The sequence below is a fragment of the Mesorhizobium sp. B2-9-1 genome (genome assembly GCF_006439455.1).
Classification (GTDB): Bacteria; Pseudomonadota; Alphaproteobacteria; order Rhizobiales; family Rhizobiaceae; genus Mesorhizobium.
The window spans coordinates 1-20302 of record NZ_VFTP01000032.1 but is presented as its reverse complement, the minus strand read 5'-3'; the positions used below and the strand labels follow the sequence as shown (position 1 = coordinate 20302).

The window sequence follows — 20302 nt, the reverse complement described above, 5'->3', positions numbered from 1 at the left end:
CCTTTCCTCTACCCCGTCGATCGGGGGAGAGGTGGCTCGGCGAAGCCGAGACGGAGTGGGGGTCGACCAGCGCTGCATTAGCCATTGCATGCGCCAAGCTGCCATGCACGCTATCGCCAAAGGCCAGCCGCTTGGAAATGTGTGCGTCCCCTAGATGAAATGGGGGAGAGGTGGCTCGGTAAAGCCGAGACGGAGAGGGGGCGCCGGTCCGGGCGGCGAAAGCGCTTCGAAGAGAAGGGCTTCCGCCTTTCGAAACCCCCTCTCCGTCCGCTTCGCGGACACCTCTCCCCGCCTCTTGCGGGGCGAGGAACCGTACCTTCGAGGTCGACGCCATTCCCCTGGCTATCGTCAGAGAATTGCGCCCTGATAAAGCACCGCTTCCGCCTCCTCAGGCGCGAAGCGCCGGGCTAGCGTGCGGAAGGCGCTGTGGACGCCGTCGCGGTCGAGGTTGCAGCTTCTGAGGTGGCGAACGGCCAGCGTCGGATCGAATTCGGTGCGCCCATGCATGCCGCGATCTCCGGCATAGGCGCGCTGCTTGCCAGCGAACTGGTGCTGAGGGAGCATTTCCGCTCCGGCCAGCTCGTCGAGATTGCCCGTGAGGTTCCGGCATTGACCATCAAGCGCCGCTTGGTCTGGCCGGTGGACGGACCGAAGGCCCGCCGCGCCGCCGCCGCCGCAGCGCTTGCCGCAATCGCGGACGCTCCCCGGTCCGTCGGGTCATGACGCCTCTCCTGACAGCCTTCTGTCAGCAGCGTCCACGCGCGGCCGGAGCCCTTTCACTCGGCTCTTTCCATTTCGGCCGAGTCCTCCCATATTCGGGCCATGGCCAGACATCCTGACAAGAAGACGCCTTCGCAAGATGGCGCGTCGAAGCGGCGCAGCCCGTTGACCGAATTCCTCGATGCCGCCGAACCGCTGGAGCCCGGCGGCTTCGCGGAAGCGCCGCAGGCCGACTTTTCCGGCGCGCCGCTGACCGGCTCGATCTCCGATTGGGCCGGGCAGATCGAGCGCGAGGCGGAAAAGCAGCCGAAGGCAAAAGCGCCGAAGAAGATCCCCGAGCGCTCGTCGGCGCCCGGGCGCACCGCGCGCGGCACCTCGATGGGCGGCGCTGCCTCGGCGAAAGAGCGCGCGGCCGCCGGCCTCAACCCGGTGGCCGGCCTCGACATCAGCCTCGAGGATGCCGAGTCGGTTTCGTCCGGCGGCGTCACTGCAACGGTCGCGGCGCTCTCGGCGCTGATCGAATCCGGCAATCCGCTGCACAAGGACGGCCAGCTGTGGACGCCGCACCGTCCGGCCCGACCGGAAAAGTCGGAAGGCGGCATCGCCATCAAGATGGTCTCGGATTTCGAGCCCGCCGGCGATCAGCCGACAGCCATCAAGGACCTCGTCGAAGGCGTCGAGCGGAACGACCGCACCCAGGTGCTGCTCGGCGTCACCGGCTCGGGCAAGACCTTCACCATGGCCAAGGTGATCGAGGAGACGCAGCGCCCTGCTTTGATCCTGGCGCCGAACAAGACGCTTGCCGCGCAGCTCTATGCCGAGTTCAAGAAATTCTTCCCCGAGAACGCGGTCGAGTATTTCGTCTCCTATTACGACTATTACCAGCCGGAGGCCTACGTCCCGCGCACCGACACCTATATCGAGAAGGAATCCTCGATCAACGAACAGATCGACCGCATGCGCCATTCGGCGACGCGCTCGCTGCTCGAGCGCGACGACGTCATCATCGTCGCCTCCGTGTCCTGCATCTACGGTATCGGCTCGGTCGAGACCTATACGGCGATGACCTTCCAGATGCAGGTCGGCGACCGGCTCGACCAGCGCTCGCTTCTCGCCGACCTCGTCGCCCAGCAATACAAGCGCCAGGACATCAACTTCGTGCGCGGCTCGTTTCGCGTGCGCGGCGACACCATCGAGATCTTCCCCGCCCACCTGGAAGACCGCGCCTGGCGCATCTCGATGTTCGGCGACGAGATCGAACAGATCACCGAGTTCGATCCGCTGACCGGCCAGAAGACCGGCGAGCTGAAGAGCGTCAAGATCTACGCCAACTCGCACTATGTGACGCCGCGCCCGACCTTGAATCAAGCCATCAAGTCGATCAAGGAGGAGCTCAAGCATCGCCTGCAAGAGCTTGAAAAGGCTGGCCGTCTGCTGGAAGCGCAGCGGCTGGAGCAGCGCACGCGCTTCGATCTCGAGATGCTGGAGGCGACCGGCTCCTGCGCCGGCATCGAGAACTATTCGCGTTACCTCACCGGACGCCAGCCGGGCGATCCGCCGCCGACCCTGTTCGAGTATGTGCCCGACAACGCGCTGATCTTCATCGACGAAAGCCACGTCACCGTGCCGCAGATCGGCGGCATGTATCGCGGCGACTTCCGCCGCAAGGCGACGCTGGCGGAGTACGGTTTCCGCCTGCCGTCCTGTATGGACAACAGGCCGCTTCGTTTCGAGGAATGGGACGCCATGCGCCCGCTGTCGGTGGCGGTTTCGGCGACGCCGGGCGGTTGGGAAATGGAGCAGTCCGGCGGCGTCTTCGCCGAGCAGGTCATCCGCCCGACCGGCCTGATCGATCCGCCGGTCGAGGTGCGTCCGGCCAAGAGCCAGGTCGACGACGTCGTCGGGGAGATCCGCGACACGACCCGGGCCGGCTACCGCACGCTGGTCACCGTGCTGACCAAGCGCATGGCCGAGGACCTCACCGAATATTTGCACGAGAACGGCATCCGCGTCCGCTACATGCATTCCGACATCGACACGCTGGAGCGCATCGAGATCCTGCGCGATTTGCGCCTCGGCGCCTTCGACGTGCTGGTCGGCATCAACCTGTTGCGCGAGGGCCTCGACATTCCCGAATGCGGCTTCGTCGCCATTCTCGATGCCGACAAGGAAGGTTTCCTGCGTTCGGAAACCTCGCTGATCCAGACCATCGGCCGCGCCGCCCGCAACGTCGACGGCAAGGTCATCCTCTATGCCGACCAGATCACCGGCTCGATGAAACGGGCGATGGCCGAGACCAACCGCCGCCGCGAGAAGCAGATGGAGTGGAACGCGGCCAACGGCATCACGCCGGAATCGGTCAAGTCGCGCATCGCCGATATCCTCGACTCGGTCTATGAGAAGGACCACGTCCGCGCCGACATCTCGCAGTTCACCGACGATGCCGGGGCGATGATCGGCAACAATCTGAAGACCCATCTCGAGGCGCTGGACAAGCAGATGCGCGACGCCGCCGCCAATCTCGACTTCGAGAAGGCGGCGCGCGTCCGCGACGAGATCAAGCGGCTGCGCGAGATGGAGCTTGCCATCTCCGACGACCCGCTGGCACGCGAGGTGGAAGGGCAAAGTCCCGCATCAGGCCGCGAAAAGGGCAAGCACAACAAGGGCGTGGCCAAGCATCGCACGGTCGAGGAACAGGAGCGCTTCCGCAAGCTCGACGAGGCACGCGCCGCCGAGGAGGCGGCAAAGGCTGCCCGGCCCAACCTGTTCCGCAAGCCGCATCTGGACGAGATGGGCGCCGACGGCGCCGCGCCGGTCAAGAAGCCGCTCTTCGCCAAGCCGTCGATCGACGACATGGGTCCCGGCACCGACATGACGACCCCGGCCGGCGCGGTGTCGCGTTCGCTGTTCAAGAAGCAGAGCGCGCAGGAAGCGCACGGTTCCGATTTCGGCATTCCGGGCGAGGCGACCAAGCCGCTGTTCAGGAAGAACTCGCTCGACGAGATGACGGTGCGCCGCACCGAAAAGCCGGTCGAGGGAACGAAGCCGCCGAAGCCGCAGCCAACGTCTCCTCCGGTGGGGGAGATGTCCGGCAGGACGGGCGCGAAGGAACGCGACGACAAACCGATCGTCCGCCAGCGCGCCGGCATCGGCTCCTACGAGGACCCTGGCGACGAGAGGCGTCAGAAACGCCGGCCGGGCAAGACCGGACGGCCGGGGCAGTAGCGCCCTTTCCTTCTCCCCCTTGTGGGAGAAGGTGGATCGGCGCGTAGCGCCGAGACGGATGAGGGGTGTTCCAGCGGAGTGAGACGCTGGCGTTCCCTGGAACACCCCTCATTCGACCGAGCTTCGCTCGGCCACCTTCTCCCACAAGGGGAGAAGGGAAAGGCGCACCTTGCCCTCCGCCCCTCCCCCGGTGTATCCAATTCCCAACTCGAACATCTGGAAGGAGGGCTGCGTGAACTGCTATCACCACCGTCAGCGCGGCCCTGTCTGTGCCCTGCGAGCTTGCTTGCAGGGCTGACCAGGACGGTCCGGGTTTTCCCGCTTCGATTTTTGGTCTGCCCTTCGTGGTGCCGCCGAACCTGGCCTGATGGCCTGTGGGCGCACCGTCAAAGTGCATTGAGCCGGATTTTCCGGACAGACCAGAGAAATCGATATGGCCCTGATCAGCCTCAAATCCCTCGGCGTCACCATGAGTGCGCCGCTCTTCTCCAACCTCGACCTCATCATCGGCTCCGGCGACCGGCTCGGCATCGTCGCGGCCAATGGCCGTGGCAAATCCACACTTCTCAAATGCCTGGCCGGCGAATTCGAAGCCACCGCCGGCGACATCACCCGGTCGCGCGGCCTGCGCGTTGGCCATGTCGAGCAATCCATCCCTGACGCATTCCTCGGCCGCAGCTTCCATGACGTCGTCGCCGATGCCTTGCCGTCCGAACAGCGCGACAGCGAGTCCTGGCGCGTCGACGTCGTGCTGGATTCCCTCGAGGTGCCGGAAGACATGCGCGGCCGGCCTATGCGCGCGCTGAGCGGCGGCTGGCAGCGTCTGGCGCTGATCGCCCGCGTCTGGGTCACCGATCCCGACGTGCTTCTGCTCGACGAGCCGACCAATCATCTCGACCTCGCCAGGATCAGCCAGCTGGAAACATGGCTCAATGCGCTGCCGCGCGACGTGCCGGTCATTATCGCCAGCCACGACCGCGCCTTTCTCGACGCCGCCACCAACCGTACGCTGTTCCTGCGCCCGGAAGACTCGCCGGTGTTCGCGCTGCCCTATTCGCGCGCCAGGCTTGCGCTCGACGAGCTCGATGCCTCGATGGCGCGCAAGTTCGAGCGCGACATGAAGATCGCCCAGCAGCTGCGCAAGCAGGCCGCCAAGTTGAACAATATCGGCATCAATTCCGGCAGCGACCTTTTGACGGTGAAGACCAGGCAGCTCAAGGAACGGGCCGAGAAGCTGGAGGATGCCGCCGTACAAGCGCATCGCGAGCGTTCGGCCGGCGCGATCAAGCTGGCCAACCGCGGCACCCACGCCAAGGTACTGATCACGCTGGAGGACGCGGCGGTCGAAACCCCTGACGGCACGCTGCTGTTCAGGACCGGCAAGCGCCACATCTGCCAAGGCGATCGCATCGTGCTGCTTGGCCGCAACGGCGTCGGCAAGACGCGCTTCATCGCGATGATCCGCGACGCCGTCGCCGAGCCGGGATCGGTCGCGAACATCAAGGTGACGCCGTCGACCGTGCTCGGTTACAGCGACCAGGCGCTGTCGGGCATCGATGGCGGCGACACGCCGCTGGCGATGGTCTCGCGCCGCTTCGAGATCGGCGAGCAGCGCGCCCGCTCCCTGCTCGCCGGCGCCGGCGTCGCGATCGAGATGCAGGAGAGGAAGATCGGCGCTCTGTCCGGCGGACAGAGATCGAGGCTGATGATGCTGGTGCTCAGGCTCATCCATCCCAATTTCTATCTGCTCGACGAGCCGACCAACCATCTCGATATCGACGGCCAGGAGGCATTGGAGGACGAATTGTTGAAGCATCAGGCGAGCTGCCTGCTTGCCTCGCATGACCGCTCCTTCATCCGTGCCGTCGGCAATCGCTTCTGGCTGATCGACAAGCGGCGGCTGACCGAGGTCGACGACCCTGAGGCGTTCTTCCGCTCGGTCGCCGAGATGCCGAACTGAGACGATACCTCTGTCGGGCCGGCACTGCCGGCCCGACAGGGATAGCTGCCGGCTCGGCGATACTTTTCCAGCTGCTAAAAAAAGCGCATGCTGAACTGCTTAGCCATGGAGGGAATGGGCCATGCGTGCAGTGGAAATCATCAGCAATCTCTATCAGGCCTATGCGGACCGCGACATCGAGGGCGCCTTGTCTCGGTGCGCCGAAGATGTCGTGTTCCGCTGGATTGCCGATCCCCGGCAATCGCGTCACGCCGGCACCGCGCACGGCAAGCAGGAATTCCTCGCCAGGCTCCTGGCGCTCGACGACGACTTCGAATACCGGCACTTTGTCCCGGTCGAGATCATCGACGGCGGCGACAAGGTGGCCGCGCAGGTCGAGATCCACATGACGCGCCGCGCCACCGGCGAGGAGCTCATCATGCGCACCGCCAATTTCTGGACGGTCCGCGACGGCGAGATCATCGAGATGGTGGAATATTACGACACCGCGCTGGCCGCGTCGGTGTTCTGAAAAAAATCGAGGCGATCTGTCGGATCGCCGATTGCCGCCTCGTCCTTGGGATGCCGACACGATGATGCCGGCATCAACCAGGGAGAGACATCATGTCGGTACTGTCATCCATCGGCCGTCTTGCCAACCACTATGCCCAGGCGCGCGCCCGTCATCGCAGCGAGCGCATCCTGCTTTCGCTGCCGGCCGAGCTGCGCAAGGACATCGGCTTTCCGGAGATTTTCGAAACGCGCGAAAGCCGCCGCGCCGCCACCTTCTCGAAGGTCATATAAGTCGCGCTTTCGATGCGATTGTTTTGCAGCCGTGCTTGCCGCCCGAGCTGCCTGGACCAGCTACTCTAAAAATAATTTGCAGGCCATGTAGGATCGCCGCCGCTTCATCCGTCCTGGGGTCGCAAAACCGGATCAACCCGTGAAGAGGAACACGAGAATGAACGACCAGACCCCGCCCCGCGCCAAGGTCCTTGGCGGATTGACCCCCTACCTGCAGGTCGATGGCGCCATCAAGGCCGCCGAGTTCTACAAGAAGGCTTTCGGCGCGGAAGAGGTGTTCGCCTATCCGCCCGACGACAACGGCCGCACCATGCACATCCATCTCTACGTCAACGGCTCGACGCTGATGCTGGGCGATGCCTATCCCGAACACGGCCATCCGCACCAGGCGGCGCAGGGTTATACGCTGCAGCTGCATCTCGGCAGCGACGACATCGATGCCTGGTGGCAGCGCGCGGTGGATGCCGGCTGCGAGGTCGTCACCCCGCTGCAGGTGATGTTCTGGGGCGACCGCTGGGGCCAGGTGAAAGACCCCTTCGGCGTCGCCTGGGCGATGAATGCCCCGGTGAAGTGAGCCCGCCCACCCCTCCCTGTGGGAGAGGTCGGATTGCCCCAATTTGCCCTTCGCAAATCGCAATCCGGGTGAGGGCTAGTTAGCGCCAAGCTGGAACACCCCTTGTCCGTCTCGGCGCTGCGCGCCGATCCACCTTCTCCCACAAGGGGAGAAGGAAAAAACGCCACCAAAGAGGAGAACCGCCATGTCCTATGTCGATGGCTTCGTGCTCGCCGTGCCGAAGGCAAATCTCGATGCGTACAAGAAGATGGCCGAGAACGCCGGCACCGTCTGGATGGAGCACGGCGCGCTCGCCTATGTCGAATGCGTCGGCGACGACGTGCCCTATGGCGAGCTGACCTCGTTCCCGCGCGCCGTGCAAGCGAAGGACGACGAGGTCGTCATCTTCTCCTGGGTCGTCTACGAGTCCAGACAGAGTCGCGACGCGGTCATGGCCAAGGTGATGGCCGATGAGCGTCTCAAGATGGACTGGTCCGCCATGCCGTTCGACAGCAAGCGCATGATCTTCGGCGGCTTCCAGCCATTCATCCAGCTTTGAGGAGCGACGGAACGCCAGTGTCGGCTGATCGCAATCATTTGCGGTTGGCCGAGGCGCTCGTCAGGTCGTCATCCACGGGCGGAGCAAGGAGCGAAGCGACGCGGCGCAGACCCGAGGATCCATTCCGTTACCTATGAGCGTTGCAGCGATGCAGAACGACCTCTGTTCTGCGCCGCCTTTAACCTTCGCGCGAGCTCACGGAATGGATCCTCGGGTCTGCGCGTCCGCTTCGCTCCCGCTCCGCCCGTGGATGACGAAGTTCGGGCGCTTCGGCCAATCGCTGACGCGTGTGCTAGTTCAGCCGATCCAGCAGCGGCTTCAGCCGCTCCCCATACCGCTTCCACAGATCGACCGAGCCCTGATACATCGGCTGGCGCACTTGCGCGGCCGATGCGGTTCGCACCGGCCGGTCCGTCTCGTGGAAGGACAGCACCTTGTCGTCCCAGGGCAGGCCGAGATACGCCATCAGCTTCCGTGACTGCCCGTCCTGGTCGGCGACGAAATCCTCATAGCGCACATCGTGCACGACGCCCGGCAGCACCTTGTGCCAATGCGCCATGATGTCGGTGTAGAGGTTATGGAAATCGGCGAGCTCGCCGAGGTCGTAGCCGTAGCGGTGGCTGTCGCCGCGGAAATGCACCTTGAAGATCGACAGGCACGTGGCCGCCGCGTCGCGAGCGCAATGGACAATCTTGGCCTTCGGCAGCATCATGTGCAGGAAGCCAACCAGAAGGAAGTTGCCCGGCATCTTGTCGGTGACATGGCGGTAGCCCGGATAGCGGGTATGCAGCATGTCGAGATAGGCTTGGCCGGCTTCGGCGAAGGCCTTGTCGGGCATGTCGGCGATACCGGCGGGGAAGCCGCCCGGCATGCTCATCGGAAACTGCTTGCCGACGGCCGTCTTCAGGATGTTCAACTCGCCCGCGCCAAAGACCGCCGGGTGGCTGGCGATGATCTGCTCGACCAGAGTGGTGCCGGAGCGCGGCATGCCGACGACGAAGATCGGCGTGTCGTCGGAAATGCCGCTTGGCCTGCGCTTCTCGAAGAAGCCTGTGTCGAAGACCGACTTCATCGCCTCGAATTCGCCGCGCGTGCGGGCGGGATCGTAGTCGATGACCTTGCGGCGGATGGCATTGCCCTCGGCGAAATAGTCGAAGGCGCGGCCGTAATCCTTGAGGTCGTCATTGACCTTGCCCAGGCCGAAGGAGAGCTGCATGCGCGCGAGGCTGCCTTGCGGCGCCTTGGCGTGCTCGGCCTCCATGCCGGAAAGCTCCTTGTCGCGCTCGGTCTGGCGCTTGACCTGCGTGAGCAGCAGCCAGGCTTTCGACATGTTCGGGGCGATCGCCAGCGCCTGGCGGGCGAGTTCGGCCGCCTCGCCGAGCTTGCCCTTCTCCATCATCGCGACGCCAAGCCCGTAGAGAAGCTCGGCGTCCTTCGGCCGGATCGACAGCGCCTCGCCAAACAGCTTGATCGCCTCATCCAGCCGCCCGGCCTCCTGCATCGTCTCGGCAAGACCGATGCGCGCGCGGACATGGAACGGATTGCGGCCGATGGTGCCGCGATAGATCTCCTCGGCCGCGTCGAGCTGGCCGAGCTGCTTCAGCGACGAGCCGAGATTGTCGCGCGCGGCCAGCTGGTCCGGCCGGATATCCACCGCGCCGCGGAAGAAATCGATCGCGGCGGCGACGCGCCCGAGATCGCGCATGACCGTGCCCATATTGTTGAGGAAGTCGGCATTTTCGGGCTGCAAGGTCACCGACTGCTCGATGAGATCGAGCCCTTCCTCGCTCCTGCCGGTCTGGTGCAGCAGCAGCCCGAGGAAATGCAGCGCAGCGGCATGGTTCGGCTGCTGCCCCAATACCTGCCGGTAGAGGCCCTCGGCCTCCTGGCGCCGGCCGGCCTGATGCAGTTGCAGCGCCCTTTGCACATAGGGATCGAGCGGGCTGGCCGAGCCACCTGGCCTGCCGCCGGCGTTTGCCGCTCTTCTGTGATCTTTGCTAATGGGAAACCTGCCGTATTTGTTGGTCCGCCGGACCTAAGCCATACGGGCAAGAGATTCAAGACAAAGCGTCAGCGCGCGGCGCGGTGTCCATCTGCGCGAATGGACGCCGCGCTCTTCTCAGCACGGTCCGTCGCCGACGATGCGATAGTCCGCCGCGCGCGCCTCGCATGCGTTCGGGAAGGTCCGCACTTGCCCATGGCGTCTGGCGCAGACCGGCGCGTATTCGCGCGTGCAGAAGGCTTGTTCTCCACCGCCACCGCCACCGCCACCGCCACTACCGCCACCGTCGCGGCAAGGACCGTCCCGCACGATGCGGTAGCCTTCCCTTTCGGCCAGGCAGGCATTGGCGAAGGTCTGCCGGTCGCCGTCGCGCCGGGCGCAGACCGGTTGGTATTGCATGGTGCATAGCTGCGGATGCGGCCTGGGCGGTCGCGGGCCATCGTCGACGACGACGGTGCAGGCCGCCAGCAGCGCCGACAGCATGAAAACGACAACGCCCTGTCGCGACACCGCAACTAACCGCATATACTCCTCCTTCCTCCCGGCGCGCGATGCCGGCTCGCGGTATCCTCGCATCCTGCGCGCTAAACGCAACCGTCGTTTGTGGAGCCGCGGAACCGGTCGTCGCCTTGGCCCATGCTTGGCCCGCCTCTGGCCGATGACCGGTGATGGGGCCGGGTCTATCGAGGCCCAGCGTTGGACGCGCCGCTGGTCGCCCGCGAGCGTCGTCTTGCAACCATCACGTTTCCGTGTAATAAAAATCATGTTCGGGCATTTGCGACCCGGAGAGCGGAACGTTTTGGACGACCTTTCCCCGATAAGTGTGAATCTCTGACAACCCCGTTTTTCGGCGGGGGGTTTGACCATGCGCGAATGCATGACCGCCGAAGCAACCACCGGGATTTGCCCAAGGCGCGAGGCAGCGGGCAAACCACAAGACTGACACGGGTGAAGGAGTTTTCCCCAATGGCCCAGACCGGTACTGTAAAGTTCTTCAATGCCACCAAAGGCTTCGGCTTTATCACGCCGGATGGTGGCGCCAAGGACGTGTTCGTCCACATTTCCGCGATTGAGGCCTCTGGCCTGCGCACGCTGGTCGACGGCCAGAAGGTCACCTTCGACGTCGAGCCGGACCGTATGGGCAAGGGCCCGAAGGCGGTCAACCTGCGCGCCGCCTGATCCGCCGGAACAGCCTGTCCTTTGCGGATGCAAATGGTGCGGCAGGATCATGAACCGGCTTCAGAGTAGGCCTGAAATTGCGAAGGCGCGACCGAAACGGTCGCGCCTTTTTTGCGCGCAAATGCTTGGATCGGCAGGCGAAAACTTTCTCTTGCCGATAGCGCTAAAATAAAGGACAAATTTCCTCTCGGGCAGTTTGCCGGCCCGAGACTTGACTTGATGGGATCAAAGGAGTTTCCCATGCCGCAGACCGGCACCGTCAAATTCTTCAACCATGCCAAGGGCTTCGGCTTCATCACGCCCGATGATGGCGCGAAGGATGTCTTCGTCCACATCTCGGCTGTGCAGGCGTCGGGCCTTCCCGGTCTTGAGGATGGGCAGAAAGTGACATTCGACACCGAGCCGGACAAGCGCGGCAAGGGTCCGAAGGCCGTCAATCTGTCGGTCGGCTAAGCCGGCTCGCGACGGATCCGACGGAAGCTTTTCAGGCGGGACCGCTCCCGCCCCGGAACGGGTTGTGCCCAGGTCCGGAAAGGTCGCCGGCTTCGAAAATCGCCAAGCCTCGAAAACCGCCGAGGCTCGAAAAATCCCCAGGCCACGAAAAATCGTTTACGCCGATTTCCGTTCAGCCTCCGTTCAGCCACGGTCTTCTATTAACCTTTGCTAAAGCCGGTCCGTATCCCCGAAAAAATGCGCGGGCCGACGCGAAGGAGACCGAAAATGAACCGTTTTCTCAAGACCGCCATCCTCAGTGCTGGCATTGCCGCGACCACTTTGGCCACCTTCTCGGCGGCCAATGCCGACGACTGGCGCTGGCACCATCATCGTCATCATGGCGGTGACGCCCTCGCCGCCGGCGTTGTCGGCCTCGCGGCAGGCGCCTTGATCGGCAGCGCGCTCAGCAACCCCGGGCCGCGCTATTACGAACCGGCCTATGGTGACGACTATTATGTCGACCGGCCGGTGCGCCGCTACTACGTTCAGCAGCCGCGTGTCGTCTACGCCGACCGCTACGCCGAACCGTGGACCCGCGGCTGGTACGAGTACTGCTCGGACCGCTACCGCAGCTTCAATTCGCGGACCGGCACTTTCACCGGCAGTGACGGCGCTCAGCATTTCTGCGTCGCCAACTGACCGGTCGAACATCGCCTGGGTTCCCTGCCCAAGAAAAGCGCCGCCCTCAGCGGCGCTTTTCTTTTTGAAGGTCAGGTCAGAAACGGATTGGTCCGCCGCTCGTCGCCAAAGCGGCTGCCCGGGCCGTGGCCGCAGATGAAACCTATGTCGTCGCCAAGCGGTAGAAGCTTGTCCTTGATCGAGGCGATCAGCGCGGCGTGGTCGCCGCCGGGCAGGTCAGTGCGACCGATCGAGCCGCGGAACAGCACGTCGCCGACATGCGCGAATTTGGCCGCCCGGTTGTAGTAGACGACATGGCCCGGCGCATGCCCCGGGCAATGCAGCACTTCGAACACATGGTTGCCGAACGACACCGTTTCGCCTTCGGTGAGAAAGCGGTCCGGCACGCAATTGCGCACCGGATCGGTGAGGCCGAAACGTTTGGCCTGGTTCTCGAGATTGGCAAGCAACGGCTTGTCGGCCTCATGTGGGCCGATAATGTCGATGCCCAGCGCGTCCTTCAGGTCCATGGCGCCGCCGGCATGGTCGATATGGCCATGCGTAATCCAGATTGCGCCGACGGTGATGGCATTGTCCTTCAGCGCTGAAAGTATGTTGTCGATATCGCCGCCGGGATCGACCACGACGCCCGACCTGTCGTCCATGTCGAAGAGAATGGTGCAGTTCTGCTGGAAGGGCGTGACCGGCACGATACCGGCATTGAGCTGACCCATGGCTTTCCTTTCCCTTCCTTCGAAGTGTCGCCCTGATGTAGACAGCCCGGCGAACCTCGTCCACCATTGTCCGAACTTCGGGAGGAAATGCGCGGCCGAGGCCGCTGGCCATGTTTCCAAAGGAATGGGCGGCCGAGGCCGCCGGCTTGGTCAAAAAAGGAATGGGCGGCCGAGGCCGCCCATGGCAAAGTCCGAGAGAACCGGACCTATTTCTTCATTGCATTCATGACCGCGCCGATGATGCCGGTCAGGATCGCGCCACCGCCAACGCCGCCGAGGAGGTTCTTCAGGTCGAGCGCGCTGCCGATGCCGCCCGCCGCCGCTGCCGCGTCAACGCCGCCGCCGCCGAGCAGACTGCCGAGAATGGCCGCGCCGCCGACGCCGCCGATCGCACCGCCGAGGATTTTGGTAAGTTGGCCCATCGCCGCCTGCTTGAACGCCGCGCCAACCGCCTGGCCACCGATAACGCCGGCAATTACCTGTACAACGATCTGAATAATCGTGTTGCTGTCCATGTAACTAGTCCCTCCATAGCCGCCAGCCTCCTCGGGCCGACGCCATCATGAGACGCCGAATTGTTCGAAAGTCAAATGCGCGCACGCTTAAATAAAAGGGGCGGCTCGAAAACCGCCCCTATTGCACAAAAAAGCTGTGACTATCGCTATTCTGCAGCGATTGCGTGCTTTGGCTGCACCGCGGCGGAATAGTCATTCATCAATGTCTTGGCGATCTCGCCGACCTCGAATCGGTATGGACCGATCTCGGAAACCGGCGTGACCTCGGCGGCGGTGCCGGTGAGGAAGCACTGCTCGAAACCTTCGAGTTCCTCCGGCATGATGACGCGCTCGATCACCTCGAAACCGCGGTCCTTCGCCAGGCCGATCACCGTGCGGCGGGTTATGCCGTCGAGGAAGCAGTCGGGCGTCGGCGTATGGATCTTGCCGTCCTTGACGAAGAAGATGTTGGCGCCCGTGGCTTCCGCCACCTGGCCGCGCCAATCGAGCATCATGGCATCGGCGTAGCCCTTGGCCTCGGCGGCGTGCTTGGACAGCGTGCAGATCATGTAGAGGCCGGCGGCCTTCGACTTGGACGGCGCGGTGCGCGGATCGGGCCGGCGCCATTCGGCGACGTCGAGCCGAATGCCCTTGAGCTTCTGTGCGGGATCGAAATAGCTCGGCCACTGCCAGATGGCGATGGCGACGTTGATGCGGTTGTTCTGCGCCGAAACGCCCATCTGCTCGCTGCCGCGCCAGGCGATCGGACGCACATAGGCGTCCTGGAAACCCTGCTTCTTCAGCAGCGTGCGGCAAGCCTCGTCGATCTCGGCGACCGGATAGGGAATCTTGAAGCCGAGCAGGCGCGCCGATTCATGCAGGCGCTCATTGTGCTCGGTCAGCTTGAAGATCTGGCCGCCATAGGCGCGCTCGCCCTCGAAGACGGCGCTGGCATAGTGCAGGCCATGGGTCAGCACATGGATCTTGGCGTCGGTCCATTTGACGAACTCGCCGTTCATCCAGATGAAGCCTTCCAATTGATCGAAGGGAACGGATGCCATGGAAACCTCCCGCGGGCAGGCGCCCGCAAATCGTTGTGTTTATGACCTTCGAACCGGCCCCGCCACAGGATCCGAAACGCTGGCCAATGCTTGAAAGCGTAGGCGGATATTCAATCCGTGGCAAACTCAGGAAGTTCCGGAAAAATGGCTTCCTCTTGCCTTTTTGTTCGCAATCCGCCGAAAAGCTTGTCAAAAATTATCATTGCCCGGAAATTACGTCAATAGTACTGACATAATTCCCGCCTCGCATGGAGAAACGATGACGAGCCCCGCAGCCGGTAAACCGATCAGGACGGCCATCGCCGATGAGGACGGCATCGACTTCGCCATCATCGAACTGTTTTTCTTCGCCTATCGCGATTTCACCTCCGACCCGGACCAGATCCTCGCCGATTACGGATTCGGCCGCGCCCATCATCGCGTGCTGCACTTCGTCAACCGCAGGCCGGGCCTCACCGTCGCCGAGCTGCTCGATGTGCTGAAGATCACCAAGCAGAGCCTGGCGCGGGTTTTGAAGCAGTTGATCGACACCGATCACATCGTCCAGGTGCAGGGTCCGCGCGACCGCCGGCAGCGCGAGCTTTACCCGACCGCCAAGGGTCGCGCCCTGGCCCTGGCGCTGGCGCGGCCACAGTCGCGCCGCATCCGTGCGGCATTGGAGGATTCCGGAACCACCGAACGCGCCACGATCGAGCGTTTCCTGGAAGCGATGGTCAATCCGGAACTAAGAGCGCAGATCGACATTGTGCCTGCGCAAACATCGGGGAAGAACCATGGAGACCATTGAGAAGGTCGATCATCCGGCAGCGCCCGACGATGACGCGCCGCATCTTCTGGTCGTCGACGACGACACGCGTATCCGCAACCTGCTCAAGCAGTATCTGTCCGAGAACGGTTTTCGCGTCACCGTGGCCGGCAATTCCGGCGAGGCCAGGCGCAAACTCGCCGGCCTCGACTTCGACCTTCTGGTGCTCGATGTGATGATGCCGGGCGAGACCGGCGTCGACCTCACCAAGGCGCTGCGGGCCGAGAAGAACGTGCCGATCCTGATGCTGACGGCACTGTCCGAGACCGACAGCCGCATCACCGGCCTCGAAGCCGGCGCCGATGACTACCTGCCGAAACCGTTCGATCCGCGCGAGCTGATCCTGCGCATCAACAACATCCTGCGCCGTGGCGGCCCGGCGGCGACGCCGAAGGTGGAGCAACTGGTGTTCGGGCCCTACACGTTCCAGATCGCCAAGCGCGAATTGAAGCGCGGCGGCGAGGCGCTTAAGCTGACCGACCGCGAGCAGGAGATCCTTGCGATCTTCGCCGCGCGCGCGGGCGAGACCATACCGCGCCATGAGCTGGTGGGCGATGAATCGGATGTCGGCGAGCGCACCATCGACGTGCAGATCAACCGGCTGCGCCGCAAGATAGAGCGCGACCCGTCCAATCCGGTGTGGCTGCAGACGGTGCGCGGTATTGGGTATCGGCTCAGCGTCGAATAGGTTACCGTCGAAGGCCCTTTGCTGAACGGCCATCGACGAGCGGAAGGGCGAATGGCGACCACGCAACTGGACAAGCCGAAAGGAAGCGGTCCCGGCGATCTCGCACTGCGGACGCTGAGGGCGATGCCGCGTGCCTGGAACCGGTTCTGGCGCCTGGTCGCGCTCTACATGCCGAAGCGGCTTTACGCCCGCTCGCTGATCATCGTCATCGCGCCGATGATCCTTTTGCAGTCGGTGGTCGCCTTCGTCTTCATGGAGCGCCATTGGCAGACGGTCACGCAGCGCCTGTCGCAGGCGACCATCTCGGACATAGCGGCGGTCATCGACATGATGGAGACCTATCCGCACGACGCCGACTACGCCAACATCATCCGCATCGCCCAGGACCGCATGCAGTTGAAGGTGGATCTGCTGCCGCCGGACCCGCTGCCGCCGCCCGGCCCCAAACCGTTCTTCTCGATCCTCGACGAGGCCTTGTCGTCGGAGATCACGAAGCAGATCAACCGCCCGTTCTGGATCGACACGGTCGGCAACTCTAACGTCGTCGAGGTTCGCGTCCAGCTTGAAGGCAAAGTGCTGCGCGTCTTCGTGCGGCGCAGCCAGGCTTATGCCTCGAACACCCATATCTTCCTGATCTGGATGGTCGGCACCTCGTTGGTGCTGTTGATGATCGCCATCCCGTTCCTTCGCAATCAGATCAGGCCGATCCTGACGCTCGCCGAGGCCGCCGAGAGTTTCGGCAAGGGTCGGCCGATGCCGCGCGATTTCCGCCCGCGCGGCGCCGAGGAAGTCCGTCGCGCCGGCTTTGCCTTCATCCAGATGCGTGAGCGCATCGAGCGCCAGATCGAGCAGCGCACCGCGATGCTGACCGGCGTCAGCCACGACCTCAGGACCATCCTCACCCGCTTCAAGCTGCAGCTGGCGCTGGCCGGCGGCAAGTCCGAGACCAAGGCCGCGCTGAACCAGGACATCGACGACATGCAGTCGATGCTGGAAGGCTATCTCTCTTTTGCCCGCGGCGAGTCCGCGGAGGATACCGGCCGCTTCGACCTTGAGACCTATTTCCAGAAGCTCGGCGAGGAAGCGCAATTGCGCGGCTGCAAGCTCGCGACGACGCTGGCCGGGGATCCGACCGTGCATGTGCGGCCGAACGCCTTTGCCCGTTTGCTGTCGAACGTCATCGGCAATGCTTTCCGCTATGCCAAGACCGTCGAGGTCCACGCCAATCATGGCCGCGGCTCGCTCACCGTCACCATCGACGACGACGGGCCAGGCATCGCGCCCGACAAGCGCGAAGAGGTGTTCAAGCCTTTCCTGCGGCTCGACGAGGCCCGCAATCTTGATGCCAGCGGCACCGGCCTTGGCTTGTCGATCGCCCGCGACATCGCCCGCAGCCACGGCGGCGACGTCAGCCTCGAGGACAGCCCGCTCGGCGGCCTGCGCGCAGTGATCAAGGTGCCTGCGTAAGTCCAGCCGAGACAGGCTTCATCCGCCCGTCATGAAATCATGGTCAAGAGCGCGCATGAAGCGCGCGACCTCTGTTGATTCGGCCCTGCCGCATCGCTTCGATCCGGCCCCTGCCCGGGTGCGCTGGAGCGAGGCGCGAGCGGCTGCCTGGTTGCCGTTCCGGCACCGCGCCGGCGCGCTCAGGATTTATTGCGGCGAAGGCCCGTCATCCGTGTCGGGATCGCCATGCGTATCGGGATCGCTATGCGTATCCTGATGGTCACCGACGCATGGCGGCCCCAGGTCAACGGCGTGGTGCACACGCTGGAACGCCTCACCGAGGCGCTGAAACCCTTCGACGTCGAGCTCGATTTCCTGACGCCGAACCTGTTTCGCACCTTGCCGATGCCGACCTATCCCGACATCCGCTTGGCGCTGACCACGCCTGGCCGCGTCGCGCGCATGATCGAGGCCGCCAAGGCCGACCACATCCACATTGTCACCGAGGGTCCGCTCGGCATCATGGCGCGCCGCCATTGCCGGAAGGTTGGCCGCCCCTTCACCACCAGCTACCACACCCGCTTTCCCGAATATCTCAGCGCCCGCCTGCCGGTGCCTGAGAGCTGGGCTTACAATTGGCTGCGCGACTTCCACAATTCCGGACAGGGCACGCTCGTCGCCACGCAGTCGCTGGCGGACGATCTCGCCGCGCGCGGCTTCAACAGGCTGAGGCCCTGGACGCGCGGCGTCGACACCGACCATTTCCGGCCCAACAAGCGCAAGGAAACCGGATTCCCCCGTCCGGTTTTCCTATGCGTCGGCCGCGTCGCGATCGAAAAGAACCTGACCGCCTTTCTCGATCTCGACCTGCCGGGCAGCAAGGTTATCGTCGGCGAAGGACCGGAACTGGCAAAGCTCAAGGCGCGCTATCCCAACGCGTATTTCCTCGGCCACCGCCCGAACGACGAGCTGGCAGAGATCTACGCGTCGGCCGATGTCTTCGTCTTTCCGAGCCGCACCGACACCTTCGGTAACGTCATCATCGAGGCGCTGGCCAGCGGAACGCCCGTTGCCGCCTATCCGGTGACCGGACCGATCGACATTGTTGGCGACGGCGTCGGCGGAGCCGTATCGACCGACCTGGGCGAGGCGGCGATGAAGGCGCTTGAAGTCGATCGCGCCGAAGCGCGCCAGCGCGCGATGCGCTACAGCTGGCAGGCCTGCGCCGAAATGTTCCTCGACGCCGTCGACGAAGCGCTGGGAATGCCAAGCAAGCCCGCCGATCAGGACAGAGCGGCTCCAGTTCGCCCCAGGCTCGCCCTAGAATAGGCGCCCGCCGTCCGGCACCTTGCGCTCGATGGCGCCGAGCACGACCGCACCCTCTTCGTCGGGAAAGCCCAGCGTCAGCACTTCCGACATGAACGGGCCGATCTGGCGCGGCGGGAAATTAACCACCGCGAAGACCTGGCGGCCAATCAGCTTTTCCGGCGCATAATACTTGGTGATCTGCGCCGACGACTTCTTCACCCCGATCGCCGGGCCGAAATCGATCTTCAGCTTGATCGCAGGCTTGCGCGCCTCCGGAAATGGCTCGGCCTCGACGATCGTACCGGCACGGATGTCGACACGGTCGAAATCGGCAAAGCTGATCTCGGGCTTTCGCTCGCTACTGGAACTCATCGGCGATGTCGGCTTCGCTCAGGCGTTTCCATGGGTCTCGAAGAGCACGCTGGACAGCGCGTCCTTGGCCGATGTACCCGACCAGACGACGAACTGGAAGGCCTGGAAATAGCATTCGCAGGCCTCCAGCGCCGAGGACAGCAGCACCTCGACCTGTTGGCTCGAAGGCTCGACCCCGCCGGCAAGCAGCAGCGACTGCCGGAACATGATCGCGCCTTCCTGTTCCCACAGATCGAAATGCCCGAACAGCATCTGCTCGTTGATCAGCGAAAGCAGCCGCATCACTTCCAGCGTACGCGTCTCCGGCACCTTGATGTCGAAGGCGCAGGCCAGATGCAGCGCCTCGAAATCCTCCATCCAGGAAAAGGAGACGTGATAGTCGGTCCAGCTGCCGGCCACCGAAATCGAAATCTCATCGTCGCCGGCGCGCTCGAAGGACCAGTCGTTGTTGTGGGCCACCTGCTCGATGACATCCACCGGGTGGATTTCGCGGGAGAATTCGAGTTCGAGGAGTTCCATGAATGCTTCCTGTGTTCAGGGGAGCGCCACACGCTCCGCGGGGCACACACGACGAACAATCTTGTCTAGAACTCGGACGGTCAGGACTTTCCAACACAAAGACCCAACCGGACCCCACCGCCCGGCGCATGACCCTGCTTCGAATCATGCAACAAATTCAGTCTATTGATCGGGAGTCGCGTGAACAGCCCAATTTTTCGCACTGCGTCATCCGCATGTGGAAAGGTGGCTGTCATGAAGATTCATGCAATGCCGGTAAGCGATTCACGGCAAAGCGATTTTTCGGATCGCGCTATGTGGAAAAGTTTAACGATTATTTTTTTGCGCGGGGCTTCGCGGCACCCGTTGGTGCGGCCTGTCCGGTCAGTTCGGCGAGCTTGGCCTCGAGCGCCTCGACGCGCGTCACCAGCTGGATGTTGTCTTCCCGCGCCTTGACCGCCATCTCGCGCATGGCCTCGAACTCTTCGCGCTGAACCACATCCATGGAATTCAGCATGCGCTCGGCCTGCGCCCGGAACGCCGTCTCCACTTCGCGCCGCACGCCCTGCGCGGCACCCGCAGCATCGGTCATGATCTTTGCGAATTCGTCGAGAATGCGGTTCGGTCCGGTCGACATGGCAGATCCTCGCTTTGTCGTTTTGACGTAGTGGGGCGCGGCGCGGAATGCAAGCGTGCCTGATGACGAGCGGTTCATATTGGCGCAGCGCTCAATAACTATTATTATGTCGATAAGAGCCCCTAGGAGCATGTCATCATGGCAATCAGTGCAGATCTCGGTGAC

General features: G+C 63.7%; 23 protein-coding genes. 14 read left to right on the top strand and 9 right to left on the bottom strand.

Going from position 1 to position 20302, the window contains the following annotated elements; all coding sequences use genetic code 11:
* Positions 1 to 348: 348 nt before the first annotated feature.
* The gene (locus FJW05_RS27580; protein ID WP_181165094.1) at positions 349 to 507 is read right to left on the bottom strand and encodes a hypothetical protein; all 159 of its coding nucleotides are present in this window, start codon (positions 505 to 507) and stop codon (positions 349 to 351) included.
* On the opposite strand from FJW05_RS27580, the gene FJW05_RS27230 reads away from it, so the two are divergent.
* The 7 genes from FJW05_RS27230 to FJW05_RS27200 all read left to right on the top strand — a co-directional run bounded on the left by FJW05_RS27230 (position 502) and on the right by FJW05_RS27200 (position 7800).
* Positions 502 to 723 (top strand): hypothetical protein, encoded by a 222-nt coding sequence (locus FJW05_RS27230; protein ID WP_140637156.1) that lies wholly within the window; start codon positions 502 to 504, stop codon positions 721 to 723. The genes FJW05_RS27580 and FJW05_RS27230 overlap by 6 nt on opposite strands.
* Before the next feature lie 99 nt (positions 724 to 822).
* On the top strand, positions 823 to 3945 hold the full coding sequence (uvrB, locus tag FJW05_RS27225) for an excinuclease ABC subunit UvrB (RefSeq protein ID WP_140637154.1): 3123 nt from the start codon (positions 823 to 825) through the stop codon (positions 3943 to 3945).
* A 433-nt stretch (positions 3946 to 4378) separates the two neighbouring features.
* On the top strand, positions 4379 to 5905 hold the full coding sequence (locus tag FJW05_RS27220; protein ID WP_140637152.1) for an ABC-F family ATP-binding cassette domain-containing protein: 1527 nt from the start codon (positions 4379 to 4381) through the stop codon (positions 5903 to 5905).
* A gap of 121 nt (positions 5906 to 6026) precedes the next feature.
* Complete coding sequence (locus tag FJW05_RS27215; RefSeq protein WP_140637150.1) at positions 6027 to 6416, top strand: nuclear transport factor 2 family protein; 390 nt, start codon at positions 6027 to 6029, stop codon at positions 6414 to 6416.
* Between the two features lie 92 nt (positions 6417 to 6508).
* Positions 6509 to 6688, top strand: coding sequence for a hypothetical protein (locus FJW05_RS27210; RefSeq protein WP_140637148.1), 180 nt, complete (start codon positions 6509 to 6511; stop codon positions 6686 to 6688).
* 157 nt (positions 6689 to 6845) lie between these two features.
* Positions 6846 to 7262 (top strand): glyoxalase/bleomycin resistance/extradiol dioxygenase family protein, encoded by a 417-nt coding sequence (locus FJW05_RS27205; protein ID WP_140637147.1) that lies wholly within the window; start codon positions 6846 to 6848, stop codon positions 7260 to 7262.
* A 184-nt stretch (positions 7263 to 7446) separates the two neighbouring features.
* Positions 7447 to 7800 carry a DUF1428 family protein gene (locus tag FJW05_RS27200; RefSeq protein WP_140637145.1) on the top strand — a complete coding sequence of 118 codons (354 nt, stop codon included), beginning with the start codon at positions 7447 to 7449 and terminating at the stop codon, positions 7798 to 7800.
* Between the two features lie 292 nt (positions 7801 to 8092).
* Here FJW05_RS27200 and FJW05_RS27195 read toward each other — a convergent pair whose 3' ends face one another.
* Both FJW05_RS27195 and FJW05_RS27190 read right to left on the bottom strand, forming a co-directional pair.
* Positions 8093 to 9727 carry a tetratricopeptide repeat-containing sulfotransferase family protein gene (locus tag FJW05_RS27195; RefSeq protein ID WP_140637143.1) on the bottom strand — a complete coding sequence of 545 codons (1635 nt, stop codon included), beginning with the start codon at positions 9725 to 9727 and terminating at the stop codon, positions 8093 to 8095.
* Positions 9728 to 9919: 192 nt separating this feature from the next.
* The gene (locus FJW05_RS27190) at positions 9920 to 10327 is read right to left on the bottom strand and encodes a Kazal-type serine protease inhibitor domain-containing protein (protein ID WP_140637141.1); all 408 of its coding nucleotides are present in this window, start codon (positions 10325 to 10327) and stop codon (positions 9920 to 9922) included.
* 441 nt (positions 10328 to 10768) lie between these two features.
* Between FJW05_RS27190 and FJW05_RS27185 the strand changes: the two genes are divergently transcribed.
* From FJW05_RS27185 to FJW05_RS27175, 3 genes are all read left to right on the top strand, one after another.
* A complete protein-coding gene (locus FJW05_RS27185) occupies positions 10769 to 10981 on the top strand; it encodes a cold-shock protein (RefSeq protein ID WP_006202520.1) in 213 nt (70 codons plus the stop codon).
* Positions 10982 to 11221: 240 nt separating this feature from the next.
* Positions 11222 to 11434, top strand: a complete 213-nt coding sequence (locus FJW05_RS27180) for a cold-shock protein (RefSeq protein WP_008877668.1) — start codon at positions 11222 to 11224, stop codon at positions 11432 to 11434.
* A gap of 267 nt (positions 11435 to 11701) precedes the next feature.
* Positions 11702 to 12115, top strand: coding sequence for a BA14K family protein (locus tag FJW05_RS27175; protein ID WP_140637139.1), 414 nt, complete (start codon positions 11702 to 11704; stop codon positions 12113 to 12115).
* Positions 12116 to 12186: 71 nt separating this feature from the next.
* Here FJW05_RS27175 and FJW05_RS27170 read toward each other — a convergent pair whose 3' ends face one another.
* From FJW05_RS27170 to FJW05_RS27160, 3 genes are all read right to left on the bottom strand, one after another.
* Positions 12187 to 12828, bottom strand: a complete 642-nt coding sequence (locus FJW05_RS27170) for an MBL fold metallo-hydrolase (RefSeq protein ID WP_140637137.1) — start codon at positions 12826 to 12828, stop codon at positions 12187 to 12189.
* A gap of 206 nt (positions 12829 to 13034) precedes the next feature.
* Complete coding sequence (locus FJW05_RS27165; RefSeq protein WP_140543225.1) at positions 13035 to 13343, bottom strand: hypothetical protein; 309 nt, start codon at positions 13341 to 13343, stop codon at positions 13035 to 13037.
* A 146-nt stretch (positions 13344 to 13489) separates the two neighbouring features.
* Positions 13490 to 14383 carry a branched-chain amino acid aminotransferase gene (locus FJW05_RS27160; protein WP_140637135.1) on the bottom strand — a complete coding sequence of 298 codons (894 nt, stop codon included), beginning with the start codon at positions 14381 to 14383 and terminating at the stop codon, positions 13490 to 13492.
* Between the two features lie 259 nt (positions 14384 to 14642).
* On the opposite strand from FJW05_RS27160, the gene FJW05_RS27155 reads away from it, so the two are divergent.
* The 4 genes from FJW05_RS27155 to FJW05_RS27140 all read left to right on the top strand — a co-directional run bounded on the left by FJW05_RS27155 (position 14643) and on the right by FJW05_RS27140 (position 18651).
* A complete protein-coding gene (locus FJW05_RS27155; protein WP_140647554.1) occupies positions 14643 to 15170 on the top strand; it encodes a MarR family transcriptional regulator in 528 nt (175 codons plus the stop codon).
* Entirely contained in the window at positions 15157 to 15876 is a 720-nt protein-coding gene (locus tag FJW05_RS27150) for a response regulator transcription factor (protein WP_040989639.1), read from the top strand. Before FJW05_RS27155 ends, FJW05_RS27150 begins: the two co-directional genes overlap by 14 nt.
* Before the next feature lie 51 nt (positions 15877 to 15927).
* Entirely contained in the window at positions 15928 to 17343 is a 1416-nt protein-coding gene (locus FJW05_RS27145; protein WP_140543229.1) for an ATP-binding protein, read from the top strand.
* Between the two features lie 243 nt (positions 17344 to 17586).
* Positions 17587 to 18651 (top strand): glycosyltransferase family 1 protein, encoded by a 1065-nt coding sequence (locus FJW05_RS27140; RefSeq protein ID WP_246673645.1) that lies wholly within the window; start codon positions 17587 to 17589, stop codon positions 18649 to 18651.
* Here the strand turns inward: FJW05_RS27140 and FJW05_RS27135 are convergent.
* From FJW05_RS27135 to FJW05_RS27125, 3 genes are all read right to left on the bottom strand, one after another.
* The gene (locus FJW05_RS27135; RefSeq protein ID WP_140637133.1) at positions 18643 to 19002 is read right to left on the bottom strand and encodes a tRNA-binding protein; all 360 of its coding nucleotides are present in this window, start codon (positions 19000 to 19002) and stop codon (positions 18643 to 18645) included. The genes FJW05_RS27140 and FJW05_RS27135 overlap by 9 nt on opposite strands.
* Positions 19003 to 19020: 18 nt before the next feature.
* Positions 19021 to 19521, bottom strand: a complete 501-nt coding sequence (locus tag FJW05_RS27130) for a YbjN domain-containing protein (protein ID WP_112098904.1) — start codon at positions 19519 to 19521, stop codon at positions 19021 to 19023.
* A 313-nt stretch (positions 19522 to 19834) separates the two neighbouring features.
* On the bottom strand, positions 19835 to 20137 hold the full coding sequence (locus FJW05_RS27125) for an accessory factor UbiK family protein (RefSeq protein ID WP_140637131.1): 303 nt from the start codon (positions 20135 to 20137) through the stop codon (positions 19835 to 19837).
* Positions 20138 to 20302 lie beyond the last annotated feature (165 nt).

What these genes read in the sequence shown, in the direction of transcription:
- FJW05_RS27230 (WP_140637156.1), top strand. Translation starts at nt 502, where the DNA reads ATGCATGCCGCGATCTCCGGCATAGGCGCGCTGCTTGCCAGCGAACTG.
- FJW05_RS27580 (WP_181165094.1), bottom strand. Translation starts at nt 507, where the DNA reads ATGCATGGGCGCACCGAATTCGATCCGACGCTGGCCGTTCGCCACCTC.
- uvrB (WP_140637154.1), top strand. Translation starts at nt 823, where the DNA reads ATGGCCAGACATCCTGACAAGAAGACGCCTTCGCAAGATGGCGCGTCG.
- FJW05_RS27220 (WP_140637152.1), top strand. Translation starts at nt 4,379, where the DNA reads ATGGCCCTGATCAGCCTCAAATCCCTCGGCGTCACCATGAGTGCGCCG.
- FJW05_RS27215 (WP_140637150.1), top strand. Translation starts at nt 6,027, where the DNA reads ATGCGTGCAGTGGAAATCATCAGCAATCTCTATCAGGCCTATGCGGAC.
- FJW05_RS27210 (WP_140637148.1), top strand. Translation starts at nt 6,509, where the DNA reads ATGTCGGTACTGTCATCCATCGGCCGTCTTGCCAACCACTATGCCCAG.
- FJW05_RS27205 (WP_140637147.1), top strand. Translation starts at nt 6,846, where the DNA reads ATGAACGACCAGACCCCGCCCCGCGCCAAGGTCCTTGGCGGATTGACC.
- FJW05_RS27200 (WP_140637145.1), top strand. Translation starts at nt 7,447, where the DNA reads ATGTCCTATGTCGATGGCTTCGTGCTCGCCGTGCCGAAGGCAAATCTC.
- FJW05_RS27190 (WP_140637141.1), bottom strand. Translation starts at nt 10,327, where the DNA reads ATGCGGTTAGTTGCGGTGTCGCGACAGGGCGTTGTCGTTTTCATGCTG.
- FJW05_RS27185 (WP_006202520.1), top strand. Translation starts at nt 10,769, where the DNA reads ATGGCCCAGACCGGTACTGTAAAGTTCTTCAATGCCACCAAAGGCTTC.
- FJW05_RS27180 (WP_008877668.1), top strand. Translation starts at nt 11,222, where the DNA reads ATGCCGCAGACCGGCACCGTCAAATTCTTCAACCATGCCAAGGGCTTC.
- FJW05_RS27175 (WP_140637139.1), top strand. Translation starts at nt 11,702, where the DNA reads ATGAACCGTTTTCTCAAGACCGCCATCCTCAGTGCTGGCATTGCCGCG.
- FJW05_RS27170 (WP_140637137.1), bottom strand. Translation starts at nt 12,828, where the DNA reads ATGGGTCAGCTCAATGCCGGTATCGTGCCGGTCACGCCCTTCCAGCAG.
- FJW05_RS27165 (WP_140543225.1), bottom strand. Translation starts at nt 13,343, where the DNA reads ATGGACAGCAACACGATTATTCAGATCGTTGTACAGGTAATTGCCGGC.
- FJW05_RS27160 (WP_140637135.1), bottom strand. Translation starts at nt 14,383, where the DNA reads ATGGCATCCGTTCCCTTCGATCAATTGGAAGGCTTCATCTGGATGAAC.
- FJW05_RS27155 (WP_140647554.1), top strand. Translation starts at nt 14,643, where the DNA reads ATGACGAGCCCCGCAGCCGGTAAACCGATCAGGACGGCCATCGCCGAT.
- FJW05_RS27150 (WP_040989639.1), top strand. Translation starts at nt 15,157, where the DNA reads ATGGAGACCATTGAGAAGGTCGATCATCCGGCAGCGCCCGACGATGAC.
- FJW05_RS27145 (WP_140543229.1), top strand. Translation starts at nt 15,928, where the DNA reads ATGGCGACCACGCAACTGGACAAGCCGAAAGGAAGCGGTCCCGGCGAT.
- FJW05_RS27140 (WP_246673645.1), top strand. Translation starts at nt 17,587, where the DNA reads ATGCGTATCCTGATGGTCACCGACGCATGGCGGCCCCAGGTCAACGGC.
- FJW05_RS27135 (WP_140637133.1), bottom strand. Translation starts at nt 19,002, where the DNA reads ATGAGTTCCAGTAGCGAGCGAAAGCCCGAGATCAGCTTTGCCGATTTC.
- FJW05_RS27130 (WP_112098904.1), bottom strand. Translation starts at nt 19,521, where the DNA reads ATGGAACTCCTCGAACTCGAATTCTCCCGCGAAATCCACCCGGTGGAT.
- FJW05_RS27125 (WP_140637131.1), bottom strand. Translation starts at nt 20,137, where the DNA reads ATGTCGACCGGACCGAACCGCATTCTCGACGAATTCGCAAAGATCATG.